The sequence below is a fragment of the Desulfuromonas soudanensis genome, from assembly GCF_001278055.1.
GTDB classification, from domain to species: domain Bacteria; phylum Desulfobacterota; class Desulfuromonadia; order Desulfuromonadales; family WTL; genus Deferrimonas; species Deferrimonas soudanensis.
Genome location: NZ_CP010802.1, coordinates 964,824 through 989,339, shown reverse-complemented (window position 1 = coordinate 989,339; position 24,516 = coordinate 964,824). Strand labels below are relative to the sequence as shown.

The window sequence follows — 24,516 nt, the reverse complement described above, 5'->3', positions numbered from 1 at the left end:
TTTAAATACGTTTATTCCAACCTGCTGGATCACCGGGAAAATGACGGCTAAAGAAAAGGCGATAAGGTCGGCTCTCGGAATATTCATCGCGATCGTGCTCCTCTTTTCCGCCGGGGCCAGACTCCCGGCCCTGGACGCCACCACCGATGACTATTTCCGGGAGGCAATTACCAAGGCCGGGGTGGCCTATGCGACCTGCCGGATCATTAACGCCTCGGTTTCCATCGTTAAAGAGTCGAGCCTGCAGTTGGAACCGGCCGGAGTCGGCGTCTCCCTGGCGGTGGGACAGGCCCTGGATCCCATCGATGACATGATCGAACGGCTCTCCGATGTGATCGTAACGGCGATAACTTCGCTCGGGGTGCAGAAACTGGCCTACGAAATCAGCGTATCGCTCGCACCTCCGTTGATTGCTTTCTGCCTTTTCGCACTGTCTATTTTGATCTGGTTCGAGAATGCCAGGCTTGCCTCCCTGCAAAAGCTGACGATGCAAATTTTGCTCCTTCTTGCCGTAGCACGCTTTTGCCTTCCCATATCTTCCATGGCCAACGGGTACGTTCAAAAACATTATTTCGAAGAGAAAATATCCGCAGCCAACAATGAACTGGCACTCGGCTCTGTTGACCTTGATAAGTTGAAAGATTTCTCGCTCCCTGAGATCGATGGTTTTATCGGGACAATTGAAAATAGCGCATCATTTGTAAAACAGAAATCCATACTATTTAAAAATGCCCTTGTGAATACCGTCAGCAACATGGGGAGCATCATAGAGAATCTCTTGAAACTCATGTTCCTTTATGTCGGAATTTTCATAATTCAAGTCATCATTTTACCGCTGCTGTCCTTCTGGTTCCTCATGAAAACTGCAAACACCCTCTTCCGGACCAACATTCCGGTAATCCTTCGTCCTTCGCAAAAATCAAAGGACCTGAACCCCGAACAACCCCCTCCCCTCGAAAGCTGAGGGCCGGAGGCTACACCTCCCCTCCCCAGGGGGATCGACACGGACGGGGTCTCCCCTCCCTCTTCCATTGCAGGGCAACAGACAAAAAAAAACCGTCAACCCCAGGCAATCCGGGGTGACGGTTTTTTTGTTTCTCGAAATCGAACCGGGCTGCCGCCGTCAGCAACCCTCAGGAGCCCGGCAATCGCCTTCGGTTCGAGGGAACGGAGGTTTAATCATGGCCCTTCTTGTGGCCATGGTCCTTCTTGACCTGCCCCCAGGGAGCATGTCCGCGGGGATGGATGCAGCCGGCAAAAGTCGATACGAAAAACGCTGCGATGACCAAAAAGATGATTGCACGAAACATGAAAAACCTCCTGAGGGATAATGACTGATTGATCCTGAATTCGGGATATGTGGATTAAAACTCCGACACTGAATTTGTCGGAAGAAATTCACCGCCGGAAAAGTACCTGCGATGGGACACATTAAGCTAAACCGGTGAGAAGACCATTCTTTTACATCCAGATTATTTTTTCGCCAAGATAACACAATTATTCTTTTTGCACCAATACGGGCTTTGTTTGATACGATACTTAACCGGCATGGCACTCCAACATATAGACAAAATGCGACATAAATCCACCAAAACACCTACAGGTAGACAAAGCGACATTTGAATACAATAATTATTTTGTCCCATAAAAAATACAAAAGCTTGAAATTGAAACAAATTTTTTACAGGAAATTTGGAATTTAAAAAATGGCTCCTTCCAGGAATACGAACAGAACAAGGGGAGGAAAATAAACTTATGTTCTCCCGCTCTCCTCGCCAACAATCAGGAATCCTCAGCCCTCCCTCAAGGCTGCGGCCACCTGCGACGGGGCGGGGGAGTCGTCTCGCATTTCCTCCACGGTGCTGTAGTATTGTGACTGAGATCCCTCAGCTAAAATGGCATTCAATCCATGGAGAAAAACAGATGAAAAGAGTGCGCCTGATCCTTGTCGTTTTCGCCACCGTATTTCTTCTCAGCGGCTGCCTGTATATGGATATCAAGGCACCCTACGACACCGACCTGAACCGGACGGTCCTGGGCGACAAGGTCGGGGAAGCGTCCATGTACTCCGTTTTGTGGCTGGTCGCCTGGGGGGATGCGGGGACGGCGGCGGCGGCAAAAGCCGGAGGGATCACCACCATCAACCACATGGACCGCAAGGGTTTCAACCTGATCTTCGGCCTTTATACCCGCAACACCACCGTTGTCTATGGGGATTAGGTGAACTCATGAAAAACAAGAATCTCTGAAGCCGCGCGCGAAAACTCAGTCTCAAAAATTGCGAAAAGTTGCCGCCAAAAAACACTTGAAGTCTTCAAAATACATTTGACCAAACAGAGCCTTTCAACGAAGCGAGGGCTTAAACTGCTCTTCAGTGTAAGCCTCCAGCTTTTCTCTAAAACCCTTCTGGGCCGATGACAGTCCGATTTCATCAATAAGTGAATTGGCCAAATCATCTGCGTACCTGCTCGCCTTAGTTGGTTCAGGAAAACCTCCAGCCCAAAACATATCCAATAAAATCTTATCCATACCCAGGGCACATTGGGTCGCCTGCCCAACCATGCGCTGAAACGCCATCACCCTCATACATAAGGGCTTTTTTAAATACGCCCTTGAGAGAATTTCCAGATCCCTAAGCTTCGACTGAATGTCTTTTATGTCGTAGTTTTCCCGAAGCGACTTGGCGCTCTCCATATACGTCTTTAAAGCGGCACTCCTCTCAACCGTACTAAAGTCAACCCTGTGATATTGTATCAAATCCAAGTAGACCCCATAAGGTCCGAAGTAATAAGTTGCGAGTTCTTCAACAATTGTATAGATCGATTCAATCTTCCCGTTTCGAATATTCCTTTCAAAATTTGCACTATTCCGCATCAAGGCGACAAGGGCGATCACCGCCACCACTACAGTCGATACCGTCTTCATATCCTCAATATAACCTGGCCACATAACCGCCTCCTATTCCCAATTCCGAATAATCAACTCCACCCGCTTGGCGCCCTTACCAGCGCCGCCGACGGTGTAGTTTATCCCGACGGTGTCCATCGGCAAACCTTTAAATGCGTCCCTGATGTCCGGATGGTCGTTGATGCTGAGGATGGCCTTGCCTTTGATCTCCCGCAACAGGGAGGCCATGGCCAGGTACTGATCGAAGTCGAAATCGACGCCGTAGCCTTCGGTTTCCCAATACGGTGGGTCAAGATAGAACAGCGTGCCTGGCCGGTCGTACTTGGTGATGCAGGCTTGCCAGTCAAGATGCTCGACATAAACCCTGGAGAGGCGCAGGTGAGCTTGGCTGAGATCTTCTTCGATGCGGGTGAGGTTGAGGCGGGGCGGGCTGGTGGCGGCGATGCCGAAGACATGGCCGTCGACCTTTCCACCAAAGCCCATCTTCTGCAGGTAGTAGAACCGTGCGGCCCTCTGGATGTCCGTCAAGGTCTCACCTGGTGTGATCTTCAGCCACCGGTAGATTTGCCTGCTGACCAGGGCGTGTTTGAACTGCCGGCAAAATTCTTCGAGGTGGTGCTGCACGATCCGGTAGAGGTTGACCAGGTCGCCATTGATGTCGTTGATCACTTCCACTTTTGCGGGAGGCTTCAAAAAGAAGAGCGCGGCCGCGCCGCAAAAGGGCTCAACGTAGCAGGTGTGCTTGGGGAATAGGGGCAGCAGGTGTTTTGCCAGGCGGCGTTTGCCGCCGATCCAGGGGATAATTGGTCTGTGCATGGTGAGCTCCTTGTCAAAAGTGTTTTGACGCGCTAAACTCGCCCCACCTCGTACGGGGTGGGGGAGCCTTTGGCTGGGCTCACAGGCTGGTTCTGTGATCTTGGTGCCCGGGATGGTGTTCGCGCACCAACCCGGGCGCTCCCTTCTATTTCAGTTACAAATTCCCCTCGCTCGTCCATACATCGACCGCTGCTGAGGTCGTCAGATACCACCCCTTTGGACTTCCTACGACCGGCGCAGGGTTCCGGGCGTAGCTACCAATGATCCCATATGCGCTCGTCGGGATTGTCGATGATACCCACGATGGTAGCCAGGTTGTCCCGTCCGCGTGCAGGTTCCACGTCTTTTGTGTAGTCAGGTCCTTGACGTAGCTGCCCGCCCGAAACGTGTAAAGAGGGGCCAGAAATTTATCAACAATATCCCCCTGAATGACGGGGTAGGTTGCTGGTGAGCTTGGCGCCAAATAGGGCCTGACGAATGCAACTTTGTCACCTGTGACGGTAATCCTGTTTTCTCGCACCTCAATATTCTTCCCCGCAGCCGAGCAGCTTAAATACATCGCCGCGGCAGCGCGGGTCACGGCAAAATCATCAATAATATGGTTCCGTTCGATGAGGATAAAACCGGTAATGTCGGTCGGAGTTAAAAAGATCGGCAGTTTAAACGCCGCCGTAACTACAGCCATTCCCTGCCCCGCGTTGTGTATCCGATTCTCTTTTATCGTGAGGTTTGTTACCGGGCATCCCGAAAAACGAATACCCGCAACGGGGGCGTTTTTGACCGTGTTTCCGATGATCTCACAATCAACAAGCGCGAAACCAGCCACGCCTGTATAAGCGCCAATTCCCATGGAATAATTATTCCCGGTATAGGCGGGGACAGTATCCTCCCGCTCAAATTCCACGCTATTATCAATGATACGTAAGCCCTTGATGGGCATATCGGAGTTGCCTTCGACCACAATCCCGATCATTGCGCCAACGGTGGTTGTGCCAGAGGTTACTTGCAAAACACGGATAGTGTTATTCGTAACCAGCATATTTTCTATGCCATATCCGGTAGTGTGCGCAGCATATTTATAGGACCAAATTTTGATACCAGCGATGCAAATATCCATCACATTATCAGCGATCACGGTCAATTCTGTCGCCAGATGCGTTATCCCTGTAAGGTTCATCCCCGCTTGATATCGCACAATGGTATTGCCTGTCACAACGGACAGTCCACCATGGGTTTCGATTGCCGTGACCGCAGACCAGGACGCGCCCTCGAATGTGTTCCCGGCAATAACCATGTTATGACCATTTGTGTAGATCGTAGAGTGGTCATTAAGAAGAGTTTCAGACCCAACACAAATATTCACAAAATCATTATCGGTTATCCGGCAATTAGATACAGCAGCACCGTTTAGCGAAACCGTATTAATACTGATGTCATTTTTGAATAGGCAGTTTTTTACCACCATGTTCGACCCGGTTTGTGCGTACACGGAAATGCGGGGATATGTTTGAAGATCCGTTAAATTCGGGGGGGCGTTCAGTGCCGCATTGTTGTCAAAAATCACACCGTCGATAAGTAGGCCAGACAGATCGACGCTGCTTGTGTTCCCGATAATCGCCTTGAATGAGCCAGATCCGCTGGCAATCTTAAAGGTCAGTGCCTTGTGCCCTAAAATCTGCACACTATGAGTCAACGGCAGGATAAAATTGGCGGGGACAGTCGGGACAAGGAGAAAAACACCAGCCCCGGTCAATACAGTATGGTTGTCGAGGGCAGAGCGGATTGCCGCGGTATCATCAGTTACACCGTCCCCCTTTGCGCCGTACCACCGAAAATCAGCAGGCCCATTCCATTTCCGCACCCACGCCCCACTTACTCCGGTAGGAACCGAATCAGGAGGTACGTAGATACCGCCAAGTAGGTCGGCGGCTACGTCTGCTGAATGGTCCGAGGCCTCCCATTTGAAAAGCCCCCCTCTGCCGTCTTCCATGACCTGGACGGCTTGCCCTGTTTCAGTTCCAATAACCCCCCGCAACGAAGCAATGGTATCGACCTTTAACACCAACGCCTTTTTTAACTGCCCCTGCGACCCCTTGGCCGGGGTCTGTCCGCTCGCCTCGACGATCCCGACCAGCTCCTCCTGGATGTCATTGAGCCAGGCGGCGCCGAGGACGGTGGCCGGTTCGGCCAGGGCCTGGTTCCCCTCCGTGAACTTGTTGTCGACGGTGGCCCCTTCGGTGTCGACTCGGCCGAGAGCCAGGGCGAACTGGGGGAAAGTCAGCAGGAGAACCAACAGGACGATTAAACGCTTCAACATGAGATCTACCTCCAAAAGTTTAGGCCCCGTAGGCGAAAACCACCTCGGTGTGGGCCGGTTTCAGGCGATTGATGGCGCACTCCAGGACGATATTGTTCCACCAGCGCAGGGGCGTTCCGGCGCGGTGGATTCCGGCGCGAAAGGCGGTCACCGGCTGGGCCGGGGCGTTGACCCGCCATTTGAACGGGTCGGCGTCGATCCCCTCGTCGATGGTGATGACAAAACCGAGATGAGCGGCCAGGTCAATGAAGTACTGCCGAGACAGCCCGCCGGTGGCGGCATGCTTGAGCACCGCCGCCTGCTGGCGCTGGGCGCGAATGGTGAGTTTGCCGGTACAGGGTTCCGGCAGGCCGAGCTCCCGTTCCCAGTCGTCGAGGGTGGCGTAGCAGGTGTCGGGGTGCATCTCCTTGAGCAGCTTGTCGGCCTGCGCTTGGGCGGCATCGAGCAGAGCCCCTTCGATAGCGATATCCCCGTCAAAAACTCCTTGAATCTCCAGCGGCATCAGCAACCGCAGAACGTCTTCATTGCGCCCCTCAGGTAACATTGACCACCCCCGGACGGATCATCTCGTAGTTGACCGGGATGACGGCCGCAGCCGGCGCCGTCACCGACGCATCCACCGCGCCGTTGGCCAGAGCGATGGCGGCCAGTTGCGTCAGATAGAGAATCTGTCCCGGCACGAAGGTCGCCAAGTAGGCCTCGATGTCCGCCTTGATCTGCGCCACGTCGACATTGAGACCGACGGTCGACATGGTCACGTCGGTCACCAGGGGCGTCGGGGCAAAAATCAGCACCGGATCCGGAGACGCCATCCCTGCCGGGCGGCGGGGATCGATGTAGGCCAGGACGGCATCGAGGAGCACCTGTGTCGGGATCTCGTCGCCGGTGAGCACCGCGTCGGCCAGCACCACCACGTCCACCGTGCCGTTGCCGCGAGCCCGGGGATAGCTCCAGGCCAGGCGCACACCTTCGACGGCCCGCGCCCATTGCACGTAGTCGTATTGATTGCCCCCCGCCGGCGGGTTGCGCCGCTTGGTCTGATATCGCTCCAGGAGCGCCGCGTCGGTCTCGCCGGCCAGTCGGACGATGCCGACATCCTGGCAGTGGTGCTCGAGGTTCTCGGTATCGGACGTGTCAGCAAAAATCTGCCGGTATATATATTGCTGATGCTGATAGATCCCCCAAACCGCCGACGCCGTGCAGGCGCTCTTGATGAAGACCAGCGATCCGGGGCTGAGATCGACGCCCGGGAACTGGTTCGCGTAATCGGCCAGGATCTGCGCCAGTAGTTCATCAAAACCCTTTTGCCACTGCATCAGACCACCTCCACAAAATGCTCAAATTCCACCAGGCTGCCGTCCGCCTGGGTCACGGCCAGCGACAGCCTCATGCGGGTCAAATCCCGGGTCCGATCGCGCTCGGCAGCCACCTCGATCTTGCGGGCGCGGCCGGTATCGAGCAGCCACTGCAGCGCCTCGAGGGCGTAGCTTTCGACCAGGGCTTCGGCCCGGGCGGTGTTCTTCTTCGGCAGCGGCCGCATGCCGAAATTCGGGTTGAACCACCAGTCGCCGCGGCGGATCAGCAGCGAGAGGATCACGTTGTTGCGGATGTCCGTGGCCTTGGTCCAGGTCATCCCCGGCTGACCGTCGATCATGTCGAGTTGATAATCCATCGGGTTCCTTACTGCTGCGGGGTCGGGGTGCCGGTCACGCCGCCCGAATCGCCGGGGTGCGTGTGCCCGTTATAAATCGCCCGATCGGCGGCGATGCTGCGGATGCTGTCGGATACTTCCCCGCCTGTGCTCTCGATGTCTCCCGGGGTGCTGATCTTGCCGCCGGAGGCGCCGAATGTCCCCAGACAGCTGACCCCTCCGGCCACGGCCAGGTTTCCCGTGCAGGTCGTCAGTGGCGTATCGAGCAGCACCTGGACGCTGGCCACCGCCGTCACTTGCGGGCTGGTGACCGTCGCGCTCTCGCTGGCGTTGACCGCACAGCGGGCGGTATTGGCGATCACGTCCTGGGCCGCGTCGATCGTCACCGTGTCGGCGCCGTAGATATGCAGGTGCTTATCCCTTTTGAGATGCACCGCCATCCCCTGGTCGTCATAGAGGGCCACCTCTCCGGAGGCGATGGCGATCCGGTACCGGCGGTCATCCTCGGCGATGACGTAAAAACAGTTCCCCTCCCGAATCACGATCGCTTCGGCGCCGGAGAGCGCCCGGCTGGTCAATCCGTAGTGCTGAAAAATCTCCCGGTCGAGCAGCTGCTCGCCGGCGACTCCCCGCAGGCCAACCCGCTTGATCGCCCCCTCGATGACACTCTCGATGATCCCCCGGATTACCTTCCTCATGCGATCACCCCCGGCAGGCCGAGACGCACTTCGGTGCTGCGGCCGCTCTGTTTGTCCAGCTCGAAGGAACGGCCGGTAATGAGAAAAATGCCGTTGGCCGCCGGGCGGAGGATTTCATCATTCACCCGGCAGAGACGATTGATTCGCCAGTTCTTCCGATCCTGGGCATGGCCCTGCACCCGGTAGGAAAACTGCAGGGAGGCCATGCGCTGTTTTTCGAGGAGCATCCGGGCATGCTGGGCCGGGCTCTGGGCGTCGTTGTCATTCTGGATCACCAGCGGCTTGAAGATCGCCACCTCGGGATCGTTGACCGTCGCCGCCGTGTTGATTTCTTCGGCGCCGATCGCATCGCTTCCCTGCTGCTGCCCCAGGACCGTGATCCGGCTATAGCGCTGCGAGATGTCCCGGGTCCGCCCTCCGGAGAGGACGGTGTTGCCCTGGCCGCTGCGGAGGCGCGTCAGCCGAAAGTCCTCGGAGCCACCAGCCTTCGGACGGCCGAAAACCATGGTGCCGTCCGGCAGGGCGAAGAACATCACTCCCCGGGAGACGGCCGCCTCGCGCAACGTTTCAAAAACCGTGCGGGTGGCGTCGAGATGGGTCTTTTGCCCGAGGTCAAAGGCCTCCTCGGTGGTTCGCTCGGCGGCGGATCCGGCCAGCCCCGCCTGATAGACGAGGCGCTTGCGATTGAGATAGGGGATACTTTTGATCAGGCGCTCGGCCAGGGCCTGCAGCGTCACGGATTGCAGGTCGACAAACTCCCCCTCGATGTAGCTGTCCACCAGCAGGCCCATCAAATCGCGCCCCTCGATGCTCACGTTGTTGCCGTTTTTGTCGCCGGTCTCGGCGACCTTGTCGATGATCCCGGTCAGCTCCAGCGTGCCGTTGACGCGCAGCTCGCAGGGCATCCCCGGATTGATCTCCATCCCCGGATCGGCCAGCTCGAGACTGAAGGCGTCGGCGGCCTGGTACAGGTCCGAATCGACCCGGTAGGAGAGAAAGCGATCGATCCGGCGGCCGCCGATGTGGAGGGACAGCGTGGACTCAGACATAGACCTGCACCTCCCCGCGGACAAACGACGGATGAATAATCGTCGAGTTGATGGCCAGGATGCGGGCGGCGTAGCGGTAGGAGAGCCCCTGGTGCAGACAGAGCAGGTGCAGCGGCATCGGGTTGTCGAGCAGGAGGGTGACTAGGCGGTCCCGCTCCAGCTTGACCTGGCTCACGTGCTCGAGGAGTTGCCGGGCGGCGGCCTTGAGACTCTCCATGCCGCGGGCCAGGTCGATAGCCTCCTGCAGCGCCGTCCGCACCTCGGCCAGGCTGCGTTCCAGGTCGATGGCGGTCATGACCTGGTCGCCTGCCGGCGCGGCGATAAACCGGCCGCTGGCGTCGAAAGCCGGCGTCTGTTCCGACCGCCGCAAGCCGTCGCGGGACTCCTCGTCGGCGCCATAGAGTTCGGCGGCTTCCAGGGCCAGGCGCTGCGTTCCGGCGATGGTGGCAACAGTGGCGTAGTTGTCGTTGAGAGCGCTGAAATCCGGCAACCCCGCGCGATAGGCGGAAAGAAACCGCGCCGGCGAGCTGCGCAGCGAGACCAGCCCCAGGGCGTAACGCTCGGCAGCCCTGGCCACACTGCCGACCACCCGCCCCGGGAGATTCGCGGCGAAGGCGGTGGTCGAAACCAGCGAGCCGGCGGGGTTGGCGACCAGCGATCCGGAGGCGTCCCAGGCACTGACCGCGGCCTCGACGGCCTTGAGCCAGTTGCGGGTTTTGAGCGACACGCCGGGGAACTGCTCGGCGATCCCCAGGGACGGGTCCAGAGACTGAGTGAACAAGGCGGCCGCCGTGGCCTCGCCGAGTTCGGCACTCGCCGAGGTGCGCAGGTTATCCTGCAGCTCGGACTGTCCGAAAAGAAACGACTCCTCTCCGCCGGCTTTCACGTCAGGATAGACGGCCGGGGTCTCCTGGCTGGAGAGATCCTCGACAAAATCGATATCGACCTCGGCCAGTTCCTGGCGGTCGTCGTGACGCACCGAAACGGAGCGGATCCGCCCCTTGATGAGGCCGTACTTTGGATGGGTCAGAGAAAAGAGGGAGCGCTGCTTGAGGTGATCGAGAAACTCAAAGTGTTTTTGATACGTCTCTTCCCACCAGTAGCAGCGCAGCCGGAGTGACCGGGCCTTCTGCCCGAGATCGTCGGTCCCGGCGCCGTCCCGGTACGGGTATTCGTAGACCGCAACGGCCTTTTCGAAACTGTCGTCGAGGGTTTCGACATCGAGGGGAAACTCGTCGAGGGTGGCGGCAAAGCGGTCCATTTAGAATTCCCCCCGTTTGACGTTGACCTTGGTGTTGAGATCGTTGCTGTACGCGGTCAGGCGGTTCTGTTCGTCGATCGACAGCCCGATGCTGATGTCGTTTTGCACGGGTGTTGTCCGGTCGTTTCGTCCGGAAAGCACCTCGTCGATGAGCTTGACCTGGTAGGAATCGGGACCGCCGCCCATCACCATGTGCTGCATGCGCAGCTGCTCCAGTCCGGCGGTCGACGTGCCGTTGGCCTGTTTTTCCGCCAGCCATGATCCGACGTCCCGGGAAGCGGCGCCGACGGAGACGGCCAGAAACGCCGGGAGGAGAGCGACGCCGCCGGCAATGAGCGCCCCCTTCGTCGTCAGGCCGGCAGCGGAGAGGACCTTGCCCGCCGCCCGACCGGCCGCCTGATCGGCGACCATTGACGCCGCGCCCAGCGTCGCCGGCCAGTTGGTGACGAAGATCGGCTGAACGCCGGTGGCCGCTTCGATCGCCTTGCCTTCGGCGATGCCGCCGACGACCGAGCCGCCTCGCGACAAGAGACGTTTAGCCAAGGTGCCGCCGTAGCGGGCGACCAGGGCCGTACCGCCGGCGATGGCGAGACCGCCGCCGAGGAGCTGCTTTCCGGAGAGGCCGAGGCCGCCCTCCTCTTTCTTGTCGAGCAGATACTTGGACGTTTTGCTCAGGGCGTCCTTGATCGGCTTGGCGAAACCGTCGGCGGCTTCGCGCAGCGTGTTTTTCATGCGCCCGGTCTGGTCGATCAGGTTGTCTGTGGCGTCGCCGAAATCACGTTTCAGGGTGCCTCCGGCGGCTGCAATTACCGCCGAAAACTCCCCTATCTTGTCGAGATTCGACCCCGCCAGCAGCGCCCGAAGGCCCTTGATGGTATCGAGATCGGCCTCGCCGAAGGCCTTCTGAACGTAGAGCGCCCGTTCCTTGTCGGTGCCGAGCTTGTCGTACTGGGTCTTGATGTCCTTGAGCACCGCCACGGCGTCGCGGCGCTCGCCCTTGGCATCGAAGAACTTGACTCCCGTCGCCTTCTGAGCGTTGGCCATGTAGCGCAGGTTGGTGAAGAGGCGCAGGGTCGAGTCGGCCATGGTGGCCAAGCGCTCGGGGTTGCGCTCGACCATGGAGAGCGTTTCGAGAAAGGCCAGGGTCTTGTCGAAGTCCATCCCTGCGGCCGAGGCGTTGACGCCGACCCGGGCGAAGATCGAGGCGAGGTTCTCCAGTTCGGCGTTGCCGAGGCGGCCGGCGGCCGTCATCTTGTCGAGGAGTTCGAGCGCTTTGCCGGGCTTCTCCAGGTCGATGTTGTAGGCGGCGGCGCCGACCGTGAGGCCACCGGCGAGAATTGCGCTGCCGGCGCCGGTCACCCCTGAGGCGACATTGATCGCCCGGGTCGACTCCAGAGAGGCCTTCCACGACTGTCCGGCCTGGATCAGGTTATTGAAGCCGTCCTTGAGCCCCTCGACCTGGGCGCCGCCGTCCTTGCCCATGGTAAAGAGCTCTTTGCGTAGGCCGGCGACCTGGTCCTTGCTCGCCCCGGCCGTCTGGCCGATCTGGGTTAGCTCTTTGTCGAGCAGGGCGGATTGCTTGGTGAGGGCCACGGCGCCGACCGACAGACCGATGCCGGCCAGGGTCCCCTGCAGCGAGCCCGCCGCGCGACGCAGCGCGGCGAACTCGCCCTTCACCACCCGCCCGAACTTGCGCACGCCGTTGGACGACGTGTCGAGCTCGCGAAGGAGCTTTCCGGCTTTGCCGATCAATTCGATGGAGACGACGTTTCTGCTCATCGGGTCACTTCTTCCGCCTGATCTTGGTGGCTTTGGGTTTGGGCGTCTGGGTGTTCAGATCTTTCCAGGCTTCAAGCCACAGCATCGCTTCCGGCGGGTCCATCGCCTGGGCTACCTCCCAGGGGATGCGCAGCTTCAGAAGCGCCAGCGTCAGCTTTTTCTGATGGTGCGCCTCGAAATCGGGCGATTTCCTCTTTCAACCTCTGATCGGCTTCGAGGATTTCCGTCAGGTCATCGTCCAAAAGCTCGAGCATGAAATCGAGGGTCATCTCCTCGCGGGGCACCCCGTCGATATCGAGCCGGGCGGCAAACGAAATCAGCCCGAGCAGGTTGTCATCACCTTCGGCGCGGGGCATATCCGGAGAGCGCCGGGCAGCGAGCGAATCCTTCACCCGCATGGGGCGCAGGGTGTAATTCCGCCGCAGGGTCCCTCCGGAGATAACGCCGATCGGCAGAATTCCACTTTCCATAGGTATTTCGACCATTGTTCAAACCTCCCTTGATAAAAGCCCCCGCCCCCCTGAATCAGGAGGGGCCGGGGGTGGTGTTATTCCGCAGCCCGTTTCTGGGCCCCGAATTCGATGGTCTGCACCAGCTCGTTGTCCCCGTCGATCGTCGACTCGCCGACCTTCAGGGTGCGCACCCCGCTGAAGGTGATGCGCTTGCCGTTCTCGTATTCGACACTCAAGGTGCCGTCTTTGACGACGTCGAAATCGAAGGGCTCCGAATCGAGAGGGACCACATAGTCGAGCTTGCACCCGGGGCGCTGGGTGACGCCGCAGTGGCCGGTTTTGTTCATGAGATTGACCTGCCGGGCCAATTCGCGTTCGTTGTCGGTGAACTTTTTAAAATCGGTGATCTCCTGGCCGTTGATGCTCAGGGTGCAGCGGTTGATGTATTCCATGGGCGATGCTCCTTATATAAGTACTGGGTGGCCGGGGTTACAGCAGCAGGTCGATGCGGCCGGCAAAAACGTGCAGGCCGTTGACGATGTCGACCGGGATCTTCGAGTCGAGGCGGTTGGGGTCCTGGAGGCTCTTCTCGACGATCACGCCGTCTTTATTGGCGGCGACCTCCTCGACGATTTCCAGCTCCTCGAGCTTGTCGAGGACGTCGAGAATTTCGGTGCGCACCCGGGCCGGGGTGCGGGCGGAGAGCTTCGAGCGCGGGAAGCGCAGCGCCACCCGGTCACGGCAGGCCTTGCGCACGTAGTCGAGGGTGCCGATGGTCGTGAAATCGAGGAGGCTGATGTCGGCAATCCCCTGGGGATCGAGGGTGTAGGTGGAGATGGCGCGGACGATCTGCACCTTCTCGCCCGGGCCGACCTCGAGGGGGGTGACGCCGTTGGCGAGCTCGGCTTCCTGTTCGGTACGGCTGAGGCGATCGGAGATGCCGGGGGCGTGGATCCCCTTGAGCGCCAGGGTGTTCCAGGGGCGGGCGGGATCTTCTTCGCCGGCGCCGACGGCGGCATAGGCGGCAGCGACGACCATAGCGGCGCTACGTGTGCCGCGCAGGTGCGGCAGGCTCACCCGGCCGCCGTTGACCTGCCCGGCCAGGGTGGTGGCGGCACCCAGTGAACCGGTCATGGCGGCCACGCCGCGCCCGGGGCGCTGCTCCAGCGGGCCGCTGACGGCATCGAGGTGATCCCTCAGTGCGGTCGCGGCGGTCTGGTCGGTGTAGGGGATGGCGATGAAATGATACTGGGCGCCGAAGATAACGGCAAAAGCCGTGGTGGTGTCGGGATCGGTGGCGCCGCCGACCATGGCGACGGTCACCGCTGCGACGCCGGCAGCCGAGATCTCGTGAGCGATGCTGATCTGGTTGCCGGTGGTCCCCTTGTGCCGGGCGGTGATGTCGATCTGCTCCGGAGTGACGCCGTTGACCGCCAGGCCCGCCGGCAGGTCGGCGTAATTGGCCGCTTCGGCGACCAGGGCGGCGGCGATCGAGGCGGCGGTGGCGCCGTTGGCGATGCCGACTTCGATTTTGCGGCCGCCGATGAAGAGCCTGTACGACCCGGGGCCGGTGGCCGGACCGGAAACCAGCTCGCTGCCGGCCGCCGCCACCCCGGCGACGGCATCGTCGAGGGCGCAGACAGAAAGATCCAGATAGGGGTTGGCGGTGATCGCCGCGCGCACCATCAGATGCGCATCGCTGCCGGAGCCGAAATAGCCGGCGGCTTCGGCGTCGCTGAAGACCCGGGTCGGCACCAGGGCCGCGACGCTTCCGGCGGCGAGGCGCTGGGCGACGATCAGCATCTTCTGCAAATTGGCCGGCAGGGTGCGGACGGCCAGGGCGGTGTTGAACTCCAGATACTTGCCCGGCTTGCGGATGCTGGCCGGGATGTTGTCGAACTCGATCATCAGACTTTACCTCCCTTTTTGGCCGCATCCGGAGACGGGGCGGCGGGTTTGTCGGTCTCCTCGACCAGCGAGCCGTCGCGGACCAGCCGCCGGTAATAGGCGGTGTCCGGCAGGTCGAGGGTCTTGGCGTCGGTGATGTACTCGCGGGGCTTTCCTTCTTTGGGGACTTTGAGTCCCGGGGCGGCCTTGGCTTTCATGCAATCCTCCATTGGTTAAGGTCCTGAAAGGGTGATCTCGTCGCTGGCGTCGACCACGTCGTCGCCGGCCTTGAGGTAGTAATCGAGTCCGACGGCGAGCAGGTCGGTTTCCCCATCCTCCGGCAGCTGCTCGACGATTTCGGCAACCTCGGGGAGCTCAATCTCGGCGCGGTGGCACAGGACGTTGCCGAACATCCACTGTTCGACCTTCCCCTCGGGGAGCTGGTCCCCCTGGGTGCCGGCGATGCGCTGCCGGGTGAAATTGAGAATGATGGTGTCGGCCAGGGCGTTGATGACTTTCTCGGTACCGGCAGCGTCATTGAGTCCGTAGTAGCCGCGGATCATGTAGCGGTGGACCACCTTCCACTTGCCCATGGCGACCTTCTGCACCCGGAAGGAGCGGCGGGTGATTTCCCAGCCGAAAAGCTTCTTCGTCGTCGGGTCCTGGAAGAGATCGATGAACTCTTTGACGGTGACGGCCATCCGCTCGTAATCGTGCACCCGGCCGATGCCGGGGCCCATGGCGGCGAGGCGCGCCTTGATCGCGGCTCTGATTGTTTGATCGCTCATTTGTCCAACTCCCGGGCGATGGTCACGCCGTGGCGGTCAAAAATCCGTTGAAAATCCTGCCAGTCTTCTTTGAGCGTCTGCTCGAACATGAACGCCCCCTTGGTCCCCTTTTTGGCGATGGCCCGCCGGAGGGGGAATTCAATCCTCTCGGCCTCCTCGCGGGAGACCCCCATCTTCACCTCGATCCAGCGCAGCATGCTCCCCTCGGGAGGAAACCCCTTGCCGGGGCGGCGCCCCTTCTCGACCACCAGGCCGTAGGGGGATGAGGTGCCGATGATGCCGATGACCCCGGACGACCGCTTCCGGACCTCGGCCTGGATCGTCGAGAGGAGCCCCCCGGCCGCGCCGCTCACCCCCTGGGGAGTGCGCTCCTTGACGGCGCGCACGCCGAACTGCGTGGCCTCGTGCATGGCGGCCACCTGGGCCTTGCGCACGATCTTGGCACCCTGCCCCGTGAGCAGCGTCCCCTTTTCGACGATCCTGGCGATCGGCTGGAACATGCAATCTCCTAGTGAGTCAACCGGGGGCGGCCGCCGCGCGGGGCACTGGCGACGACGCCGGCGGCCGGGGCGGAGCCGTCCTTGTCGATGCCGAGGTGAGCGTTGAATCGCGCCTCGAGGGAGTCGGCCATGCGGCGGAATTCGTCCATCTTGCTCCGGTAGTTCACCACGTCGGCCTGAATCGTCGGGTCCGAGGTCTGCCCGTAGAGGGCGGCCAGGGTGCGCAGGCAGATCGAGGCAGCGAGGCAGGCCACCGCGTCGACGTCGCCGGGCGGGATGTCCGCCTCGAGGCGCGGCACGGTCAGGGTGACCCGTACGCTTTCGGTGACGACAGGCGCCACCTCGATCAGGCGCAGCGACAGCCCCAGGGGGGAGAGGTAGAGGGCCCACTCCCCGGCATCGAGGAGCGTCTCGGGAATCTCGCCGATCGGGTATTCGACGCGGCGCACCTGGGAGAATCCCTCCACCCACTCGGCCGGAAGCGCCAGATCGTGGGTGCCGTCCCCGGCAAGATCTTTGACGATATCCTTCGGCCGGTGCTTGGAATAACGCTCCAGGGCTCCGGAGAGCGCCGGGGTGTAGTCGGCGGCATCGGTGAGCCGGGCGCTGTCGTCTTTGACTTTGGCTTTGATGAGGTCGAGCAGCATGGTGTCCTCGGCATGGGGGTTGATCGTTCCGATCCGGAGCGTCGGTCTGGTCCGATCGATGCGCCCGATCCGCGCGATCAAACTGGCGGGGAGGATCTCTCCCCGCCGGTTTCACGTCACGGGTAATGGTCAGTCAGTTCGTTCGTCGCAGTGTCAGCAGAACCGTCACATCTTCGACGCTGGGCGTGGTGCCGGAGACGTCGAGAACAACGGTGACCACGGCCTCGTCGGCAATTGTCGTATCGGCGAGGGTGCCGCCATAGACCGTATCGGCGGCGGCCAGGGTGATTGGCGCCGACAGGATCGTCGTGCCGGCTTCCAGAACGTCGATGGTGTAGACCTCGTCGGTCGAGGCATAGTCGGCGGTTTCGCAGCTGCTTGAGACCCCGAGCACCTGGGCCTTGAAGGGGAGCTGCAGCCGGGCGATCACCGGGGCCGAGACGGCGGTGACCGCGCGGTTCATGGTGACCGGAACCACCTGGATGCCGGTCACCACTTCGGAGAAGTTGGCCGTGGCGGCCAGGGCCGGCAGGGAAAGCAGAAGAATCGCCAGGAGCAGAAGGGAGCCGAGACTCCACCGAAAAGCTTTCATGTCGTCACATCCTTTGTTCAAAAGGTTTTTTGATGATCACCTCCTTGCCCCCCTCCTGAATCAGGAGGGGGTTGGGGGGTGGTTTCTAGCCCGCGACGATGTTCCCCTGGAACCCGCGGAAGTCACCCACGGCGCCGCCGTAGATGTGGCGGATCTTGTAGGTGAGCTTGTCGTTGCTGAACATGCTGCCGACGTTCGGCATGTCCTGGACGAAGAGTTCCGGCTCTTCCTTGCCGTCGAGGAAGCCGATCTCGATGGTCGGGAGATCCTTCGGATCGGCGGCCAGGAACCAGTTGTTCACGTCGGTCCAGAAGGGATTGACGATCAACTCCCAGGTGTGCCGGCGGATGGTGTCGGCCTGGGTCGGAGTGAACTGGCCGAGGTTGGGCTGCACGGTCAGCTCGTAGCCGGTGTCCTCGAGGGTGCTCGGCAGGATCAGGAACCGGGGCGGGATGCCGAGGTAGTCGTTGCCGCCGAAATCGGTCTGCTGGATCATCTGCAGACGGGCGGCCTGCAGTGCGGCCTTGTCGAGGGCGGCGGCCTTCAGGTTGGCGTGGTCGACGTGGAAGAGCGCCTTGGCGTCGTAAATCGCCGAGTTGGTATCGAGGAAGGCGAAAACGAACTTGTACAAGGTGCGGGCGGCGGCGCGAGAGAGCTTGACGGGGATGCGCCGGATCAGCTGCACGTCGTCGTTGCGGATCGCCTCGAGGGTCACGTCCTCGGTCCCGCCGCGTTTGGAGGGCGCGTAGGTCATTTCCTCATCGCCCGGGCTGGCCATGGCGGCGTAGCCCGCTCCCTCATTGACCCCCGGAAGGTCCCCGTAGCCGCCCATGCGCGGACGGTGCTGGGTGCGGAAATCGTTGAGCGGCGCAACCTCGACGATCTTGCGCCAGTCGCTGAGGCCGGCGAGGTTGTACTCCTTGAGCATCTGCCGGGTGATGGCATCGCCGAGGGCCTCGGCGAAGGTGCCGCTCTGGATCGAGGCGGTCAGCCGGGTGGCGTTGCGCGTCTGGCCGGTGAAGGAGAGGTCGCCGGTAATGTCCTGGTAGGCGGCCTTGAAGGAGTTGACCTTACCCGCGAAGAAGTCGTCGAGATAGGCATCGACCTTCTCTCGCTGGTCGATGACGACCCGCACCCCGCCGGCGCCGAGCACGGTGCCGCTGGCGGTGAGCTGGTCGAGCATCTCCTTTTCTTCCTTGATCGCGGCCCGCAGCGCCTCGACGGGAAAGACCGTCCCTTCGAAGCGGCGCTGCAGCTTGCTCGCGACCGGCTCCGGGAGCTTGCTCCCCGAGAGTTCGTCACGCAGCACCAGCTTGCAGGCCAGCATATTGACCGCCTTCATGCTCTCGCCTTCCCCCTGGGGGGATTTCCCGGCGCGGCCCATTTCTTCGGTAACAACGGCGGCGATCGCCGCGCGCATCTCCGAGCCCATGTCCACCAGCGGCGAGGCCATGGCCGCGGTGATCTGGTCGAGGGCTTCGTCTTCGGTGATGGATCCGTCATCGATCTTGCCCTGGACTTTGAGATACAGATCCGGACGCTTGGCCTGTAAGGCCGCCAACAGTTTCTTGAGCATCAGCTCCTCCGTTTCGCCGCCGACAGCGGCGGCCAGTTGTTGAATGAAACCTCCGCCGGCAGCCGGCTCGTAGACGACGTCCACCTGGACGCTCTTGACCTGCTGCGGCACCATCATTTTTTTGCCGCCGATGTTCACCTTGGCGGCCTTGGCGTTGATGTCCACGGACAGGCCGTAGACGTAGGGGATGTTGTTCTGCTGGCAGGCGACCAGGTCGCCGTGCAGCCAGGTCGCCGAGGGCATGATGACGATCTCGGCGGAGATGCCGGTGTCGTCGGCCACGGCCTTGGTGAGCGCCCCGACCAGCTCGCGGGTGCTCTTGCCGAACTTGGACTGCCGCTCCTGGTGCTGGCTGTTGTTGAGAGCGAAGACCTTGGCGCCGTCGAACATCGGCAGAGCGGCGGTCAACGCCCCCTTGTCCCAGAAGATCGCCCCCTGCTTGTCGGGGCCGAACTCGATGACCCGCACCTTCCACTTGAGGCAGGCCGGCTGACCTTCCTCGGCCGCCACGGCGGCGAGGAATTCGCAGGCCGCCTTGACCGGCAAGAAGTCGACCTGACGCTGCACCTCGGCCGCTTCGCCGAGGGTCACCTTGCCGTCGACGATGGCGTAGGTGCGGCGATAATACTTATCGACCCTGTCGCCGCCGGCCGACTGGTAGACCACCGCGTCATCGAACAGCTCGACGACGTAGCAGCGGTAATCCTTCCCTTCGGCGGCGCGCACCGCGTTCATCAATAACTCGCGGATCTGGTCAAAGCTCAGCTTCACGATTTGGCTCCTCTCCGGTCCGGGTTACTTCTTTTCGGCCTTCTTCTCGACGGTCAGCTTCTGCCCGTCGGCCGTGACCAGGGTGACCGTGGTCTCCGTTTCGGTAAAGGCCAGCACGTCTTTGGGTTGCAACGGCCGCTCGTAGGGCTCGTAGGCCGTCATCTTCCGGCCGTCCTTGTCGATCTTTTTGACCTTGCTGCCGCGAAACTTCAGCCCGACCAGATGTGCCTTGTCGATTTGCTCTGTCATGTCGTCCTCCTCGTGGGTTGATAATAGGGTTGCCGCCGACCCCGGTCCTTGCCCCTGTGGGGCCCAAATTTTGTTTATAAACGGCCTGTCAAGGATTTTAGGTACCTTTGCCCGCCTTCGGCTTTATCTGCCCCTGTTCGAACTTTCCGACCAGGGGCTCTTCGAGCCCGGTGCGCTGTCCTCTTTGGGCGATCACTTCGCCCCGTTCGTTGAAGATGGGAAGCTTGTCCCGCCCCCAGACATCCATATACGGCACATGGTCGCAGCCGCAGCGGATGACCTCGGACGCCGGCGCCTTCGGATCACGGGGGTGCATGATCGAAAGCGACCCGAGCAGAAAGGGTTTGTCCACCGGCTGCACCTGGCCGTGCAGCGCCAGATGGTTTTTCCTCGGCTGCTTCGGGTGCCCGGCGTGCCACCACTGTTTCTTCAGATCGGGGACGCTCTGCGTCGCCTGCGCCATGCCGGTCTGGGTTGCCTGGGAAAAGGTGCGCCCCATCTCGGTACCGGTGATGACCCAGGCGCGCTCTTCGATGCTCTTGAAAACGCCGGGCGAATCGAGACTGCCGGCAATGGCGCTCATCACCTGCTGCGGGCTCTTCTGCCCGAGGATGCCGAGGGAGAGCTCGCCGCGAATCCGGCCGAAGGCGTCGGCCGTCAGATTCGAGATTTTGTGAAAGCTGTAGTCCTTGAGCGTCTGCAGCACGCTCGTCGGGATGTGGCCGTAGCCGAGGACCAGGCCGCTCCCCTTGGTCGCCTCGGGGAGAAGATCGGCGCCGCCTTCCCAGGTGGCGTCCAGCAGGCTCCCCAGCTCGCGCCCGGCCAGGCTCTCGAACTGCGCCAGGTGCCCCTCGATCGAGTCGAGGTTTTGCCGCAGGTGGTAGGCGGTGTAGCTGTCGCCGGTCACGCCCTGCAGCTCGCCGAGGATCTGGGCGCGCACCTCGATCAAGATCGACTTGACCGCTTCCTGCCCACCAAGGATCTTCTTGTCCTTGGCGGCCAGCAGGCGCACCAGGTTGGCTGTGACGTTGACCGCCATCTATTCCGCCCCCTCCTCAGGTTTCTCTTCCTTCTTCCCTTTGGCCTTTTTGTCCTTGTAGTCCCGATATTCCGGATCGGTGTCCATGGTGTCGGGGTCGAACTCGTAGCCGATCAGGGCCAGGACGAAGGCGAAGACCTTGGTGGCATTCTCCGGGTCGATCCATTGCTGCGCCGAGGCGGCCACCAGGGAGGTGACGATATCGCGGACGGCACTCGACACCTTGGCCATGTCCTTTTCCTTGGTTTCGGGCTTCTGCGCCGCGAAATCAAAGGGGTCCTCGTCGCGTTCGACGTGCAGGTTGGACGCCTCGAGGGCGCTGGCCACCACGTAAGTGAAGATCGTTTCGAGGATGTGCTTCACCAGGTTCTGCCGGTCGTCGATCATGGCGTAGAACGGGGCGTCCATCTCGCCGGCCGTGGCCCGGTTGACGTCGCCGCCGCCGCCGTAGAAGTGCTCGGGGATGCTCTTGTTGCCGAGGATGTGGTTGCGGAAGAGCCGCGCGCCGGCCGACACGTCGAGGGCCTTGAGGTCGGGGGCAACCGCCTCCCATTTCACCTTGTGGTTGTGGTAGCGGGTGGCCCCTGGCTTGGGGGTCGGGTTGTCCTTGGCGTAGGCCTCGATAGCCTTGGGATCGGCGTCGGTCAGGGTGACGTCCCACATGAAGGCGTTCATTTGGGATGTCTTTTCGGAGTAGCCGAAGACGAAGCGCTCGTACTCGTCGATCCAGTCGGCGATGGGAAAGAGATCCGAGGTCCCCAGGGGATCGTTGCTGATGTTGTTGATCGAGAAGAGAAAGCACTCGCCGTCATTCCAGTTTTCGCGGAGCTGCCGGGCCTCGTTGGAGACGACGGTGTCGGTCTCGCCGGTGAGAATGGTGCGCAGGATGCGGGTGCGGGTCGTATCCGAGTGATGCTGCACCTTGACGCCGATGACGATCTCGACGTTCTCCGGGTCGGTGTAGACCTCGACGATCAGCGCCGGGTCGATGGAGCCGAGGCGCACCCGGCCGGTCTGCTCGGCCTTGAAGACGGGCCAGACCTGGACGCCGAACATGAACAGCTCGCGCACCATGCGCTTGAGCCGGATGTCCATGCGGTTGACCGGATCGAACCAGAAGCCGTCGAGCAGGTTGTTCACGGCCTCCGGGCCGGCGGTGTAAGTGAAGCCCTTGCCGACCACGAAACTGGCGAGGGTCTCGATGATCCAGTTGCCCAGGGGGTTGGTCTTCCAGATCCAGTAGCAGATTTCCACCTGCCGCGCCCAGGTCGCCACTGGCAGTTCGCGGTTGGCGTTGCCCGACAGGCGCCGCCACCCGGCCTCGTCGAGGCTGCTGCCGGCGGCCTGCATGCGGGTCTCGACCTGGCGAACGATCTCGGCGCCAAAGAGCTTGTCCGTCAAAAACGACTTGATGCCCATCAGGCGTGTCTCCTGTTGAAAATGCGGCCAAGGCGGCCGGTGATTCCTTCGGCCCGCTCGGGGCGGTAGGTGTCGGTGTCGGGGTCGCTGGAGATGCCAGCAGCGGTGAAGCAGCCGTTCTGCAGCTTGCTGATTGCCATCTCCGTGGCGTCCGGACCATCGTCGTGAACGGCGGGTGTCAGGATGTAGACGAACTGGTCCTTGAGCAGGATCTGGTCGCTGTGCCCCTTGATGAACCTCATCTTGCCGAACTCCCACAGGTAGGCGCAGGTGCCGACGATGCGCGCCTCCTTGTTGGTCGAGTGGTTCACGGGGGACCACGGCAGATAGGAGCCGACGTCCTTGGCGTAATTGGCGATCGCCTCGTGAAGGAAATCCTTGAGCATGTTCTCTTCTACCTCGACGCACTCCGAGCCGTACTCGGCCCGCTGGGCGTAGGCGGCAGCGAACATCTCGCCGATCGCTCTCTTTTTCAGCCAGGCATGGCGGCAGTAGAAGGTCATCGTTGCCCGGTCGAGACTCCAGGTGACCACCGCCCGATAGTCGTTGTTCTCGCCGGCCTTGGCGCTGGGGTCGAGGGCGGTGACGGTGATCAACTCCTTGCCCGCGAGCTCGGAGGGCTCGTAATACTGGGCTTGTTCGTCGGGGAAGGGGGAGCCGTCAACCGCCACCTTGTTGCGCATCTCGCGGTTGAAGTCGAAGGTGCCCATGTCGTGTTTTTTCTTCAGCAGGCGCTCCATCGACCAGTTCGCCGGCCACAGCGGCCGCTCATGGGGCGTCCCCTCATCGAGAATGGCGTCATAGACCCGGGAAAAGTACAACGGTCCGCCGACCTCCTCATCGGTCAGGGCGATTAGCTGGGAGATCGCCGAGCGGGGGTGAAAAAGGTTGCCAACCATCAGCGCCTTGTACCCCTTGCCCATCGAGCCGATGACCGAGCCGCGGATCCAACTGATCATCCGTTTGACCAGGCGCGGGTTCTCGACGTTGTCGTCGTTTTCCATGTCGTCAAAGCGGGCGTAGTCGGGGCGGTGCGGCCCGTTCTTCAAACCGCGAATCTTGTCCCTGCGGCCACGGGCCAGATACCAGATGCCGTTTTTGGTTTTGAAGTCGTCGTCGCTCCAGTGCTTGGTGCGCAGGTCGCCGAAGTCATGACGGATGCGGACGTTCTCTTCCAGCTCCAGCTTGACCGCGACCGTGAAGCCCTGCGCCTGTTCATGCGTGTCCGAGAACTGAAGGCCGAACTTGATCAGGCTGTGGCAGATGACGTGCAGCGGGTCGCCGAAAGAGAAGAACGTCGATTTGGCGTGCTCGCGGGGGGCGCCGACCAGGGCGAACTGATCTTGAAGTCCGGCGATCTCCGCCCATTCGTCGTGAAACTCACCGAAGGCCGAGGTGAAATAATGCGGTAGATAGGTCTGCATGTAATAGAGCTTGTCCCACAGCGACCGGGCGATGCGCTCTTTTTTCTTGGCCGGCGTGTCATTCTCGAAGGGGCTGACGGCCTCCTTGATGAACGCGCGAAGTTCCGCGACCTGCTTGTCGTATTGCCCCTCGCTGAGCAGGGGGCGCTTACGCATTGCCATTGCAGCCCGCCTTGAATGCCTGGGTTAAGGAGTCGAAGCTTTCGGCCAGCACCTTGAGGCCCTCCGGATCGTTCTCGCTCAACCAGCCGATGATGAACTGGAGGTTATCGAGGAAGACCTGCGGCTTGTCGTAGGCCGGGGCACTTTCTGCCTGTTCCCAGCGCTGCACCAGGGTGCCGAGCTTGGTGATGGCATCCAAGGAGACTGCCGACATCTCCCCGGCGCGTGACTCTTCGAGGGCGGTCAACTCGCGGTCGAAGAGATCGCGCAGCCGTTGCACGTTGCTGCGCTTGAGTTTGCGGGCCTTATCCCAATCGTCGAGATCATCGTTAGGGCGTTTGCTTTCGGCCTTCCAGGCGGAGAGCGTCTGGCGGGAAACATCGAGGGTCAGCTCGATCTCACTCAGGCTCCGGCCTTCGCCATAGAGACGGAAGGCAAAGTCATAAAGTTTGGCCTTGGCGCCCTTCTCGGCCATCAGTTCCCCCCGAATTCGGTGACGACCAGGTTGAGCAGGCCATCGACCAGAAAGATG

27 protein-coding genes are annotated in these 24,516 nt (G+C 61.0%); 2 read left to right on the top strand and 25 right to left on the bottom strand.

Annotated features, from left to right (window positions below; all coding sequences use genetic code 11):
* Positions 1 to 40: 40 nt before the first annotated feature.
* A complete protein-coding gene (locus DSOUD_RS04340) occupies positions 41 to 964 on the top strand; it encodes a hypothetical protein (RefSeq protein ID WP_053549857.1) in 924 nt (307 codons plus the stop codon).
* A 211-nt stretch (positions 965 to 1,175) separates the two neighbouring features.
* Here the strand turns inward: DSOUD_RS04340 and DSOUD_RS18980 are convergent, their stop codons facing one another.
* Positions 1,176 to 1,310: a hypothetical protein gene (locus DSOUD_RS18980; protein WP_269745866.1), complete on the bottom strand. Its 135-nt coding sequence runs from the start codon at positions 1,308 to 1,310 to the stop codon at positions 1,176 to 1,178.
* A gap of 613 nt (positions 1,311 to 1,923) precedes the next feature.
* Here DSOUD_RS18980 and DSOUD_RS18340 point away from each other — a divergent pair.
* Positions 1,924 to 2,220, top strand: a complete 297-nt coding sequence (locus DSOUD_RS18340; RefSeq protein WP_053549856.1) for a TRL domain-containing protein — start codon at positions 1,924 to 1,926, stop codon at positions 2,218 to 2,220.
* Positions 2,221 to 2,343: 123 nt separating this feature from the next.
* On the opposite strand, the gene DSOUD_RS04330 is transcribed toward DSOUD_RS18340, so the two are convergent.
* The 24 genes from DSOUD_RS04330 to DSOUD_RS04215 all read right to left on the bottom strand — a co-directional run bounded on the left by DSOUD_RS04330 (position 2,344) and on the right by DSOUD_RS04215 (position 24,459).
* Positions 2,344 to 2,949, bottom strand: coding sequence for a hypothetical protein (locus DSOUD_RS04330; protein WP_053549855.1), 606 nt, complete (start codon positions 2,947 to 2,949; stop codon positions 2,344 to 2,346).
* A gap of 9 nt (positions 2,950 to 2,958) precedes the next feature.
* Positions 2,959 to 3,723 (bottom strand): DNA adenine methylase, encoded by a 765-nt coding sequence (locus DSOUD_RS04325; RefSeq protein WP_053549854.1) that lies wholly within the window; start codon positions 3,721 to 3,723, stop codon positions 2,959 to 2,961.
* Positions 3,724 to 3,877: 154 nt separating this feature from the next.
* On the bottom strand, positions 3,878 to 6,040 hold the full coding sequence (locus DSOUD_RS04320) for a hypothetical protein (protein WP_157671765.1): 2,163 nt from the start codon (positions 6,038 to 6,040) through the stop codon (positions 3,878 to 3,880).
* A 19-nt stretch (positions 6,041 to 6,059) separates the two neighbouring features.
* On the bottom strand, positions 6,060 to 6,584 hold the full coding sequence (locus DSOUD_RS04315) for a YmfQ family protein (protein WP_082351066.1): 525 nt from the start codon (positions 6,582 to 6,584) through the stop codon (positions 6,060 to 6,062).
* Positions 6,574 to 7,356 carry a baseplate J/gp47 family protein gene (locus DSOUD_RS04310; RefSeq protein WP_053549851.1) on the bottom strand — a complete coding sequence of 261 codons (783 nt, stop codon included), beginning with the start codon at positions 7,354 to 7,356 and terminating at the stop codon, positions 6,574 to 6,576. The genes DSOUD_RS04315 and DSOUD_RS04310 overlap by 11 nt, the downstream gene beginning before the upstream one ends.
* Positions 7,356 to 7,712, bottom strand: coding sequence for a phage GP46 family protein (locus tag DSOUD_RS04305; protein WP_053549850.1), 357 nt, complete (start codon positions 7,710 to 7,712; stop codon positions 7,356 to 7,358). Before DSOUD_RS04305 ends, DSOUD_RS04310 begins: the two co-directional genes overlap by 1 nt.
* 8 nt (positions 7,713 to 7,720) lie before the next feature.
* Positions 7,721 to 8,389, bottom strand: coding sequence for a phage baseplate assembly protein domain-containing protein (locus DSOUD_RS04300; protein ID WP_053549849.1), 669 nt, complete (start codon positions 8,387 to 8,389; stop codon positions 7,721 to 7,723).
* Entirely contained in the window at positions 8,386 to 9,438 is a 1,053-nt protein-coding gene (locus tag DSOUD_RS04295) for a phage baseplate assembly protein (protein ID WP_053549848.1), read from the bottom strand. Before DSOUD_RS04295 ends, DSOUD_RS04300 begins: the two co-directional genes overlap by 4 nt.
* Complete coding sequence (locus DSOUD_RS04290; protein ID WP_053549847.1) at positions 9,431 to 10,699, bottom strand: DNA circularization protein; 1,269 nt, start codon at positions 10,697 to 10,699, stop codon at positions 9,431 to 9,433. The genes DSOUD_RS04295 and DSOUD_RS04290 overlap by 8 nt, the downstream gene beginning before the upstream one ends.
* Positions 10,700 to 12,478, bottom strand: a complete 1,779-nt coding sequence (locus tag DSOUD_RS04285; protein WP_053549846.1) for a phage tail tape measure protein — start codon at positions 12,476 to 12,478, stop codon at positions 10,700 to 10,702. It lies immediately after the preceding gene.
* A 71-nt stretch (positions 12,479 to 12,549) separates the two neighbouring features.
* Positions 12,550 to 12,963 carry a hypothetical protein gene (locus tag DSOUD_RS04280; protein WP_053549845.1) on the bottom strand — a complete coding sequence of 138 codons (414 nt, stop codon included), beginning with the start codon at positions 12,961 to 12,963 and terminating at the stop codon, positions 12,550 to 12,552.
* 62 nt (positions 12,964 to 13,025) lie between these two features.
* A complete protein-coding gene (locus DSOUD_RS04275; protein WP_053549844.1) occupies positions 13,026 to 13,382 on the bottom strand; it encodes a hypothetical protein in 357 nt (118 codons plus the stop codon).
* Between the two features lie 37 nt (positions 13,383 to 13,419).
* Complete coding sequence (locus DSOUD_RS04270) at positions 13,420 to 14,838, bottom strand: phage tail sheath subtilisin-like domain-containing protein (protein ID WP_053549843.1); 1,419 nt, start codon at positions 14,836 to 14,838, stop codon at positions 13,420 to 13,422.
* Positions 14,838 to 15,035, bottom strand: a complete 198-nt coding sequence (locus DSOUD_RS04265; protein ID WP_198300362.1) for a hypothetical protein — start codon at positions 15,033 to 15,035, stop codon at positions 14,838 to 14,840. Before DSOUD_RS04265 ends, DSOUD_RS04270 begins: the two co-directional genes overlap by 1 nt.
* A gap of 15 nt (positions 15,036 to 15,050) precedes the next feature.
* Positions 15,051 to 15,605 carry a hypothetical protein gene (locus DSOUD_RS04260; protein WP_053549841.1) on the bottom strand — a complete coding sequence of 185 codons (555 nt, stop codon included), beginning with the start codon at positions 15,603 to 15,605 and terminating at the stop codon, positions 15,051 to 15,053.
* Complete coding sequence (locus DSOUD_RS04255) at positions 15,602 to 16,105, bottom strand: HK97 gp10 family phage protein (RefSeq protein WP_053549840.1); 504 nt, start codon at positions 16,103 to 16,105, stop codon at positions 15,602 to 15,604. The genes DSOUD_RS04260 and DSOUD_RS04255 overlap by 4 nt, the downstream gene beginning before the upstream one ends.
* An 8-nt stretch (positions 16,106 to 16,113) precedes the next feature.
* Complete coding sequence (locus tag DSOUD_RS04250) at positions 16,114 to 16,833, bottom strand: hypothetical protein (RefSeq protein ID WP_053549839.1); 720 nt, start codon at positions 16,831 to 16,833, stop codon at positions 16,114 to 16,116.
* Positions 16,834 to 16,885: 52 nt separating this feature from the next.
* Positions 16,886 to 17,344: a hypothetical protein gene (locus DSOUD_RS04245; RefSeq protein ID WP_053549838.1), complete on the bottom strand. Its 459-nt coding sequence runs from the start codon at positions 17,342 to 17,344 to the stop codon at positions 16,886 to 16,888.
* An 85-nt stretch (positions 17,345 to 17,429) separates the two neighbouring features.
* Complete coding sequence (locus DSOUD_RS04240) at positions 17,430 to 19,691, bottom strand: phage major capsid protein (RefSeq protein ID WP_053549837.1); 2,262 nt, start codon at positions 19,689 to 19,691, stop codon at positions 17,430 to 17,432.
* 24 nt (positions 19,692 to 19,715) lie between these two features.
* Complete coding sequence (locus DSOUD_RS04235; protein WP_053549836.1) at positions 19,716 to 19,940, bottom strand: hypothetical protein; 225 nt, start codon at positions 19,938 to 19,940, stop codon at positions 19,716 to 19,718.
* 97 nt (positions 19,941 to 20,037) lie between these two features.
* Positions 20,038 to 20,979: a structural protein gene (locus DSOUD_RS04230; protein ID WP_053549835.1), complete on the bottom strand. Its 942-nt coding sequence runs from the start codon at positions 20,977 to 20,979 to the stop codon at positions 20,038 to 20,040.
* Positions 20,980 to 22,398 (bottom strand): hypothetical protein, encoded by a 1,419-nt coding sequence (locus tag DSOUD_RS04225; RefSeq protein ID WP_053549834.1) that lies wholly within the window; start codon positions 22,396 to 22,398, stop codon positions 20,980 to 20,982.
* On the bottom strand, positions 22,398 to 23,984 hold the full coding sequence (locus DSOUD_RS04220) for a phage terminase large subunit family protein (protein ID WP_053549833.1): 1,587 nt from the start codon (positions 23,982 to 23,984) through the stop codon (positions 22,398 to 22,400). The genes DSOUD_RS04225 and DSOUD_RS04220 overlap by 1 nt, the downstream gene beginning before the upstream one ends.
* Positions 23,971 to 24,459: a DUF1804 family protein gene (locus tag DSOUD_RS04215; RefSeq protein WP_053549832.1), complete on the bottom strand. Its 489-nt coding sequence runs from the start codon at positions 24,457 to 24,459 to the stop codon at positions 23,971 to 23,973. Before DSOUD_RS04215 ends, DSOUD_RS04220 begins: the two co-directional genes overlap by 14 nt.
* Between the last annotated feature and the right edge of the window lie 57 nt (positions 24,460 to 24,516).

Bases quoted from the DNA above. Each gene is read 5' to 3' on its own strand.
- DSOUD_RS04340 (WP_053549857.1), top strand. From the start codon at position 41: ATGACGGCTAAAGAAAAGGCGATAAGGTCGGCTCTCGGAATATTCATC.
- DSOUD_RS18980 (WP_269745866.1), bottom strand. From the start codon at position 1,310: ATGTTTCGTGCAATCATCTTTTTGGTCATCGCAGCGTTTTTCGTATCG.
- DSOUD_RS18340 (WP_053549856.1), top strand. From the start codon at position 1,924: ATGAAAAGAGTGCGCCTGATCCTTGTCGTTTTCGCCACCGTATTTCTT.
- DSOUD_RS04330 (WP_053549855.1), bottom strand. From the start codon at position 2,949: ATGTGGCCAGGTTATATTGAGGATATGAAGACGGTATCGACTGTAGTG.
- DSOUD_RS04325 (WP_053549854.1), bottom strand. From the start codon at position 3,723: ATGCACAGACCAATTATCCCCTGGATCGGCGGCAAACGCCGCCTGGCA.
- DSOUD_RS04320 (WP_157671765.1), bottom strand. From the start codon at position 6,040: ATGTTGAAGCGTTTAATCGTCCTGTTGGTTCTCCTGCTGACTTTCCCC.
- DSOUD_RS04315 (WP_082351066.1), bottom strand. From the start codon at position 6,584: ATGTTACCTGAGGGGCGCAATGAAGACGTTCTGCGGTTGCTGATGCCG.
- DSOUD_RS04310 (WP_053549851.1), bottom strand. From the start codon at position 7,356: ATGCAGTGGCAAAAGGGTTTTGATGAACTACTGGCGCAGATCCTGGCC.
- DSOUD_RS04305 (WP_053549850.1), bottom strand. From the start codon at position 7,712: ATGGATTATCAACTCGACATGATCGACGGTCAGCCGGGGATGACCTGG.
- DSOUD_RS04300 (WP_053549849.1), bottom strand. From the start codon at position 8,389: ATGAGGAAGGTAATCCGGGGGATCATCGAGAGTGTCATCGAGGGGGCG.
- DSOUD_RS04295 (WP_053549848.1), bottom strand. From the start codon at position 9,438: ATGTCTGAGTCCACGCTGTCCCTCCACATCGGCGGCCGCCGGATCGAT.
- DSOUD_RS04290 (WP_053549847.1), bottom strand. From the start codon at position 10,699: ATGGACCGCTTTGCCGCCACCCTCGACGAGTTTCCCCTCGATGTCGAA.
- DSOUD_RS04285 (WP_053549846.1), bottom strand. From the start codon at position 12,478: ATGAGCAGAAACGTCGTCTCCATCGAATTGATCGGCAAAGCCGGAAAG.
- DSOUD_RS04280 (WP_053549845.1), bottom strand. From the start codon at position 12,963: ATGGTCGAAATACCTATGGAAAGTGGAATTCTGCCGATCGGCGTTATC.
- DSOUD_RS04275 (WP_053549844.1), bottom strand. From the start codon at position 13,382: ATGGAATACATCAACCGCTGCACCCTGAGCATCAACGGCCAGGAGATC.
- DSOUD_RS04270 (WP_053549843.1), bottom strand. From the start codon at position 14,838: ATGATCGAGTTCGACAACATCCCGGCCAGCATCCGCAAGCCGGGCAAG.
- DSOUD_RS04265 (WP_198300362.1), bottom strand. From the start codon at position 15,035: ATGAAAGCCAAGGCCGCCCCGGGACTCAAAGTCCCCAAAGAAGGAAAG.
- DSOUD_RS04260 (WP_053549841.1), bottom strand. From the start codon at position 15,605: ATGAGCGATCAAACAATCAGAGCCGCGATCAAGGCGCGCCTCGCCGCC.
- DSOUD_RS04255 (WP_053549840.1), bottom strand. From the start codon at position 16,105: ATGTTCCAGCCGATCGCCAGGATCGTCGAAAAGGGGACGCTGCTCACG.
- DSOUD_RS04245 (WP_053549838.1), bottom strand. From the start codon at position 17,344: ATGAAAGCTTTTCGGTGGAGTCTCGGCTCCCTTCTGCTCCTGGCGATT.
- DSOUD_RS04235 (WP_053549836.1), bottom strand. From the start codon at position 19,940: ATGACAGAGCAAATCGACAAGGCACATCTGGTCGGGCTGAAGTTTCGC.
- DSOUD_RS04230 (WP_053549835.1), bottom strand. From the start codon at position 20,979: ATGGCGGTCAACGTCACAGCCAACCTGGTGCGCCTGCTGGCCGCCAAG.
- DSOUD_RS04225 (WP_053549834.1), bottom strand. From the start codon at position 22,398: ATGGGCATCAAGTCGTTTTTGACGGACAAGCTCTTTGGCGCCGAGATC.
- DSOUD_RS04220 (WP_053549833.1), bottom strand. From the start codon at position 23,984: ATGGCAATGCGTAAGCGCCCCCTGCTCAGCGAGGGGCAATACGACAAG.
- DSOUD_RS04215 (WP_053549832.1), bottom strand. From the start codon at position 24,459: ATGGCCGAGAAGGGCGCCAAGGCCAAACTTTATGACTTTGCCTTCCGT.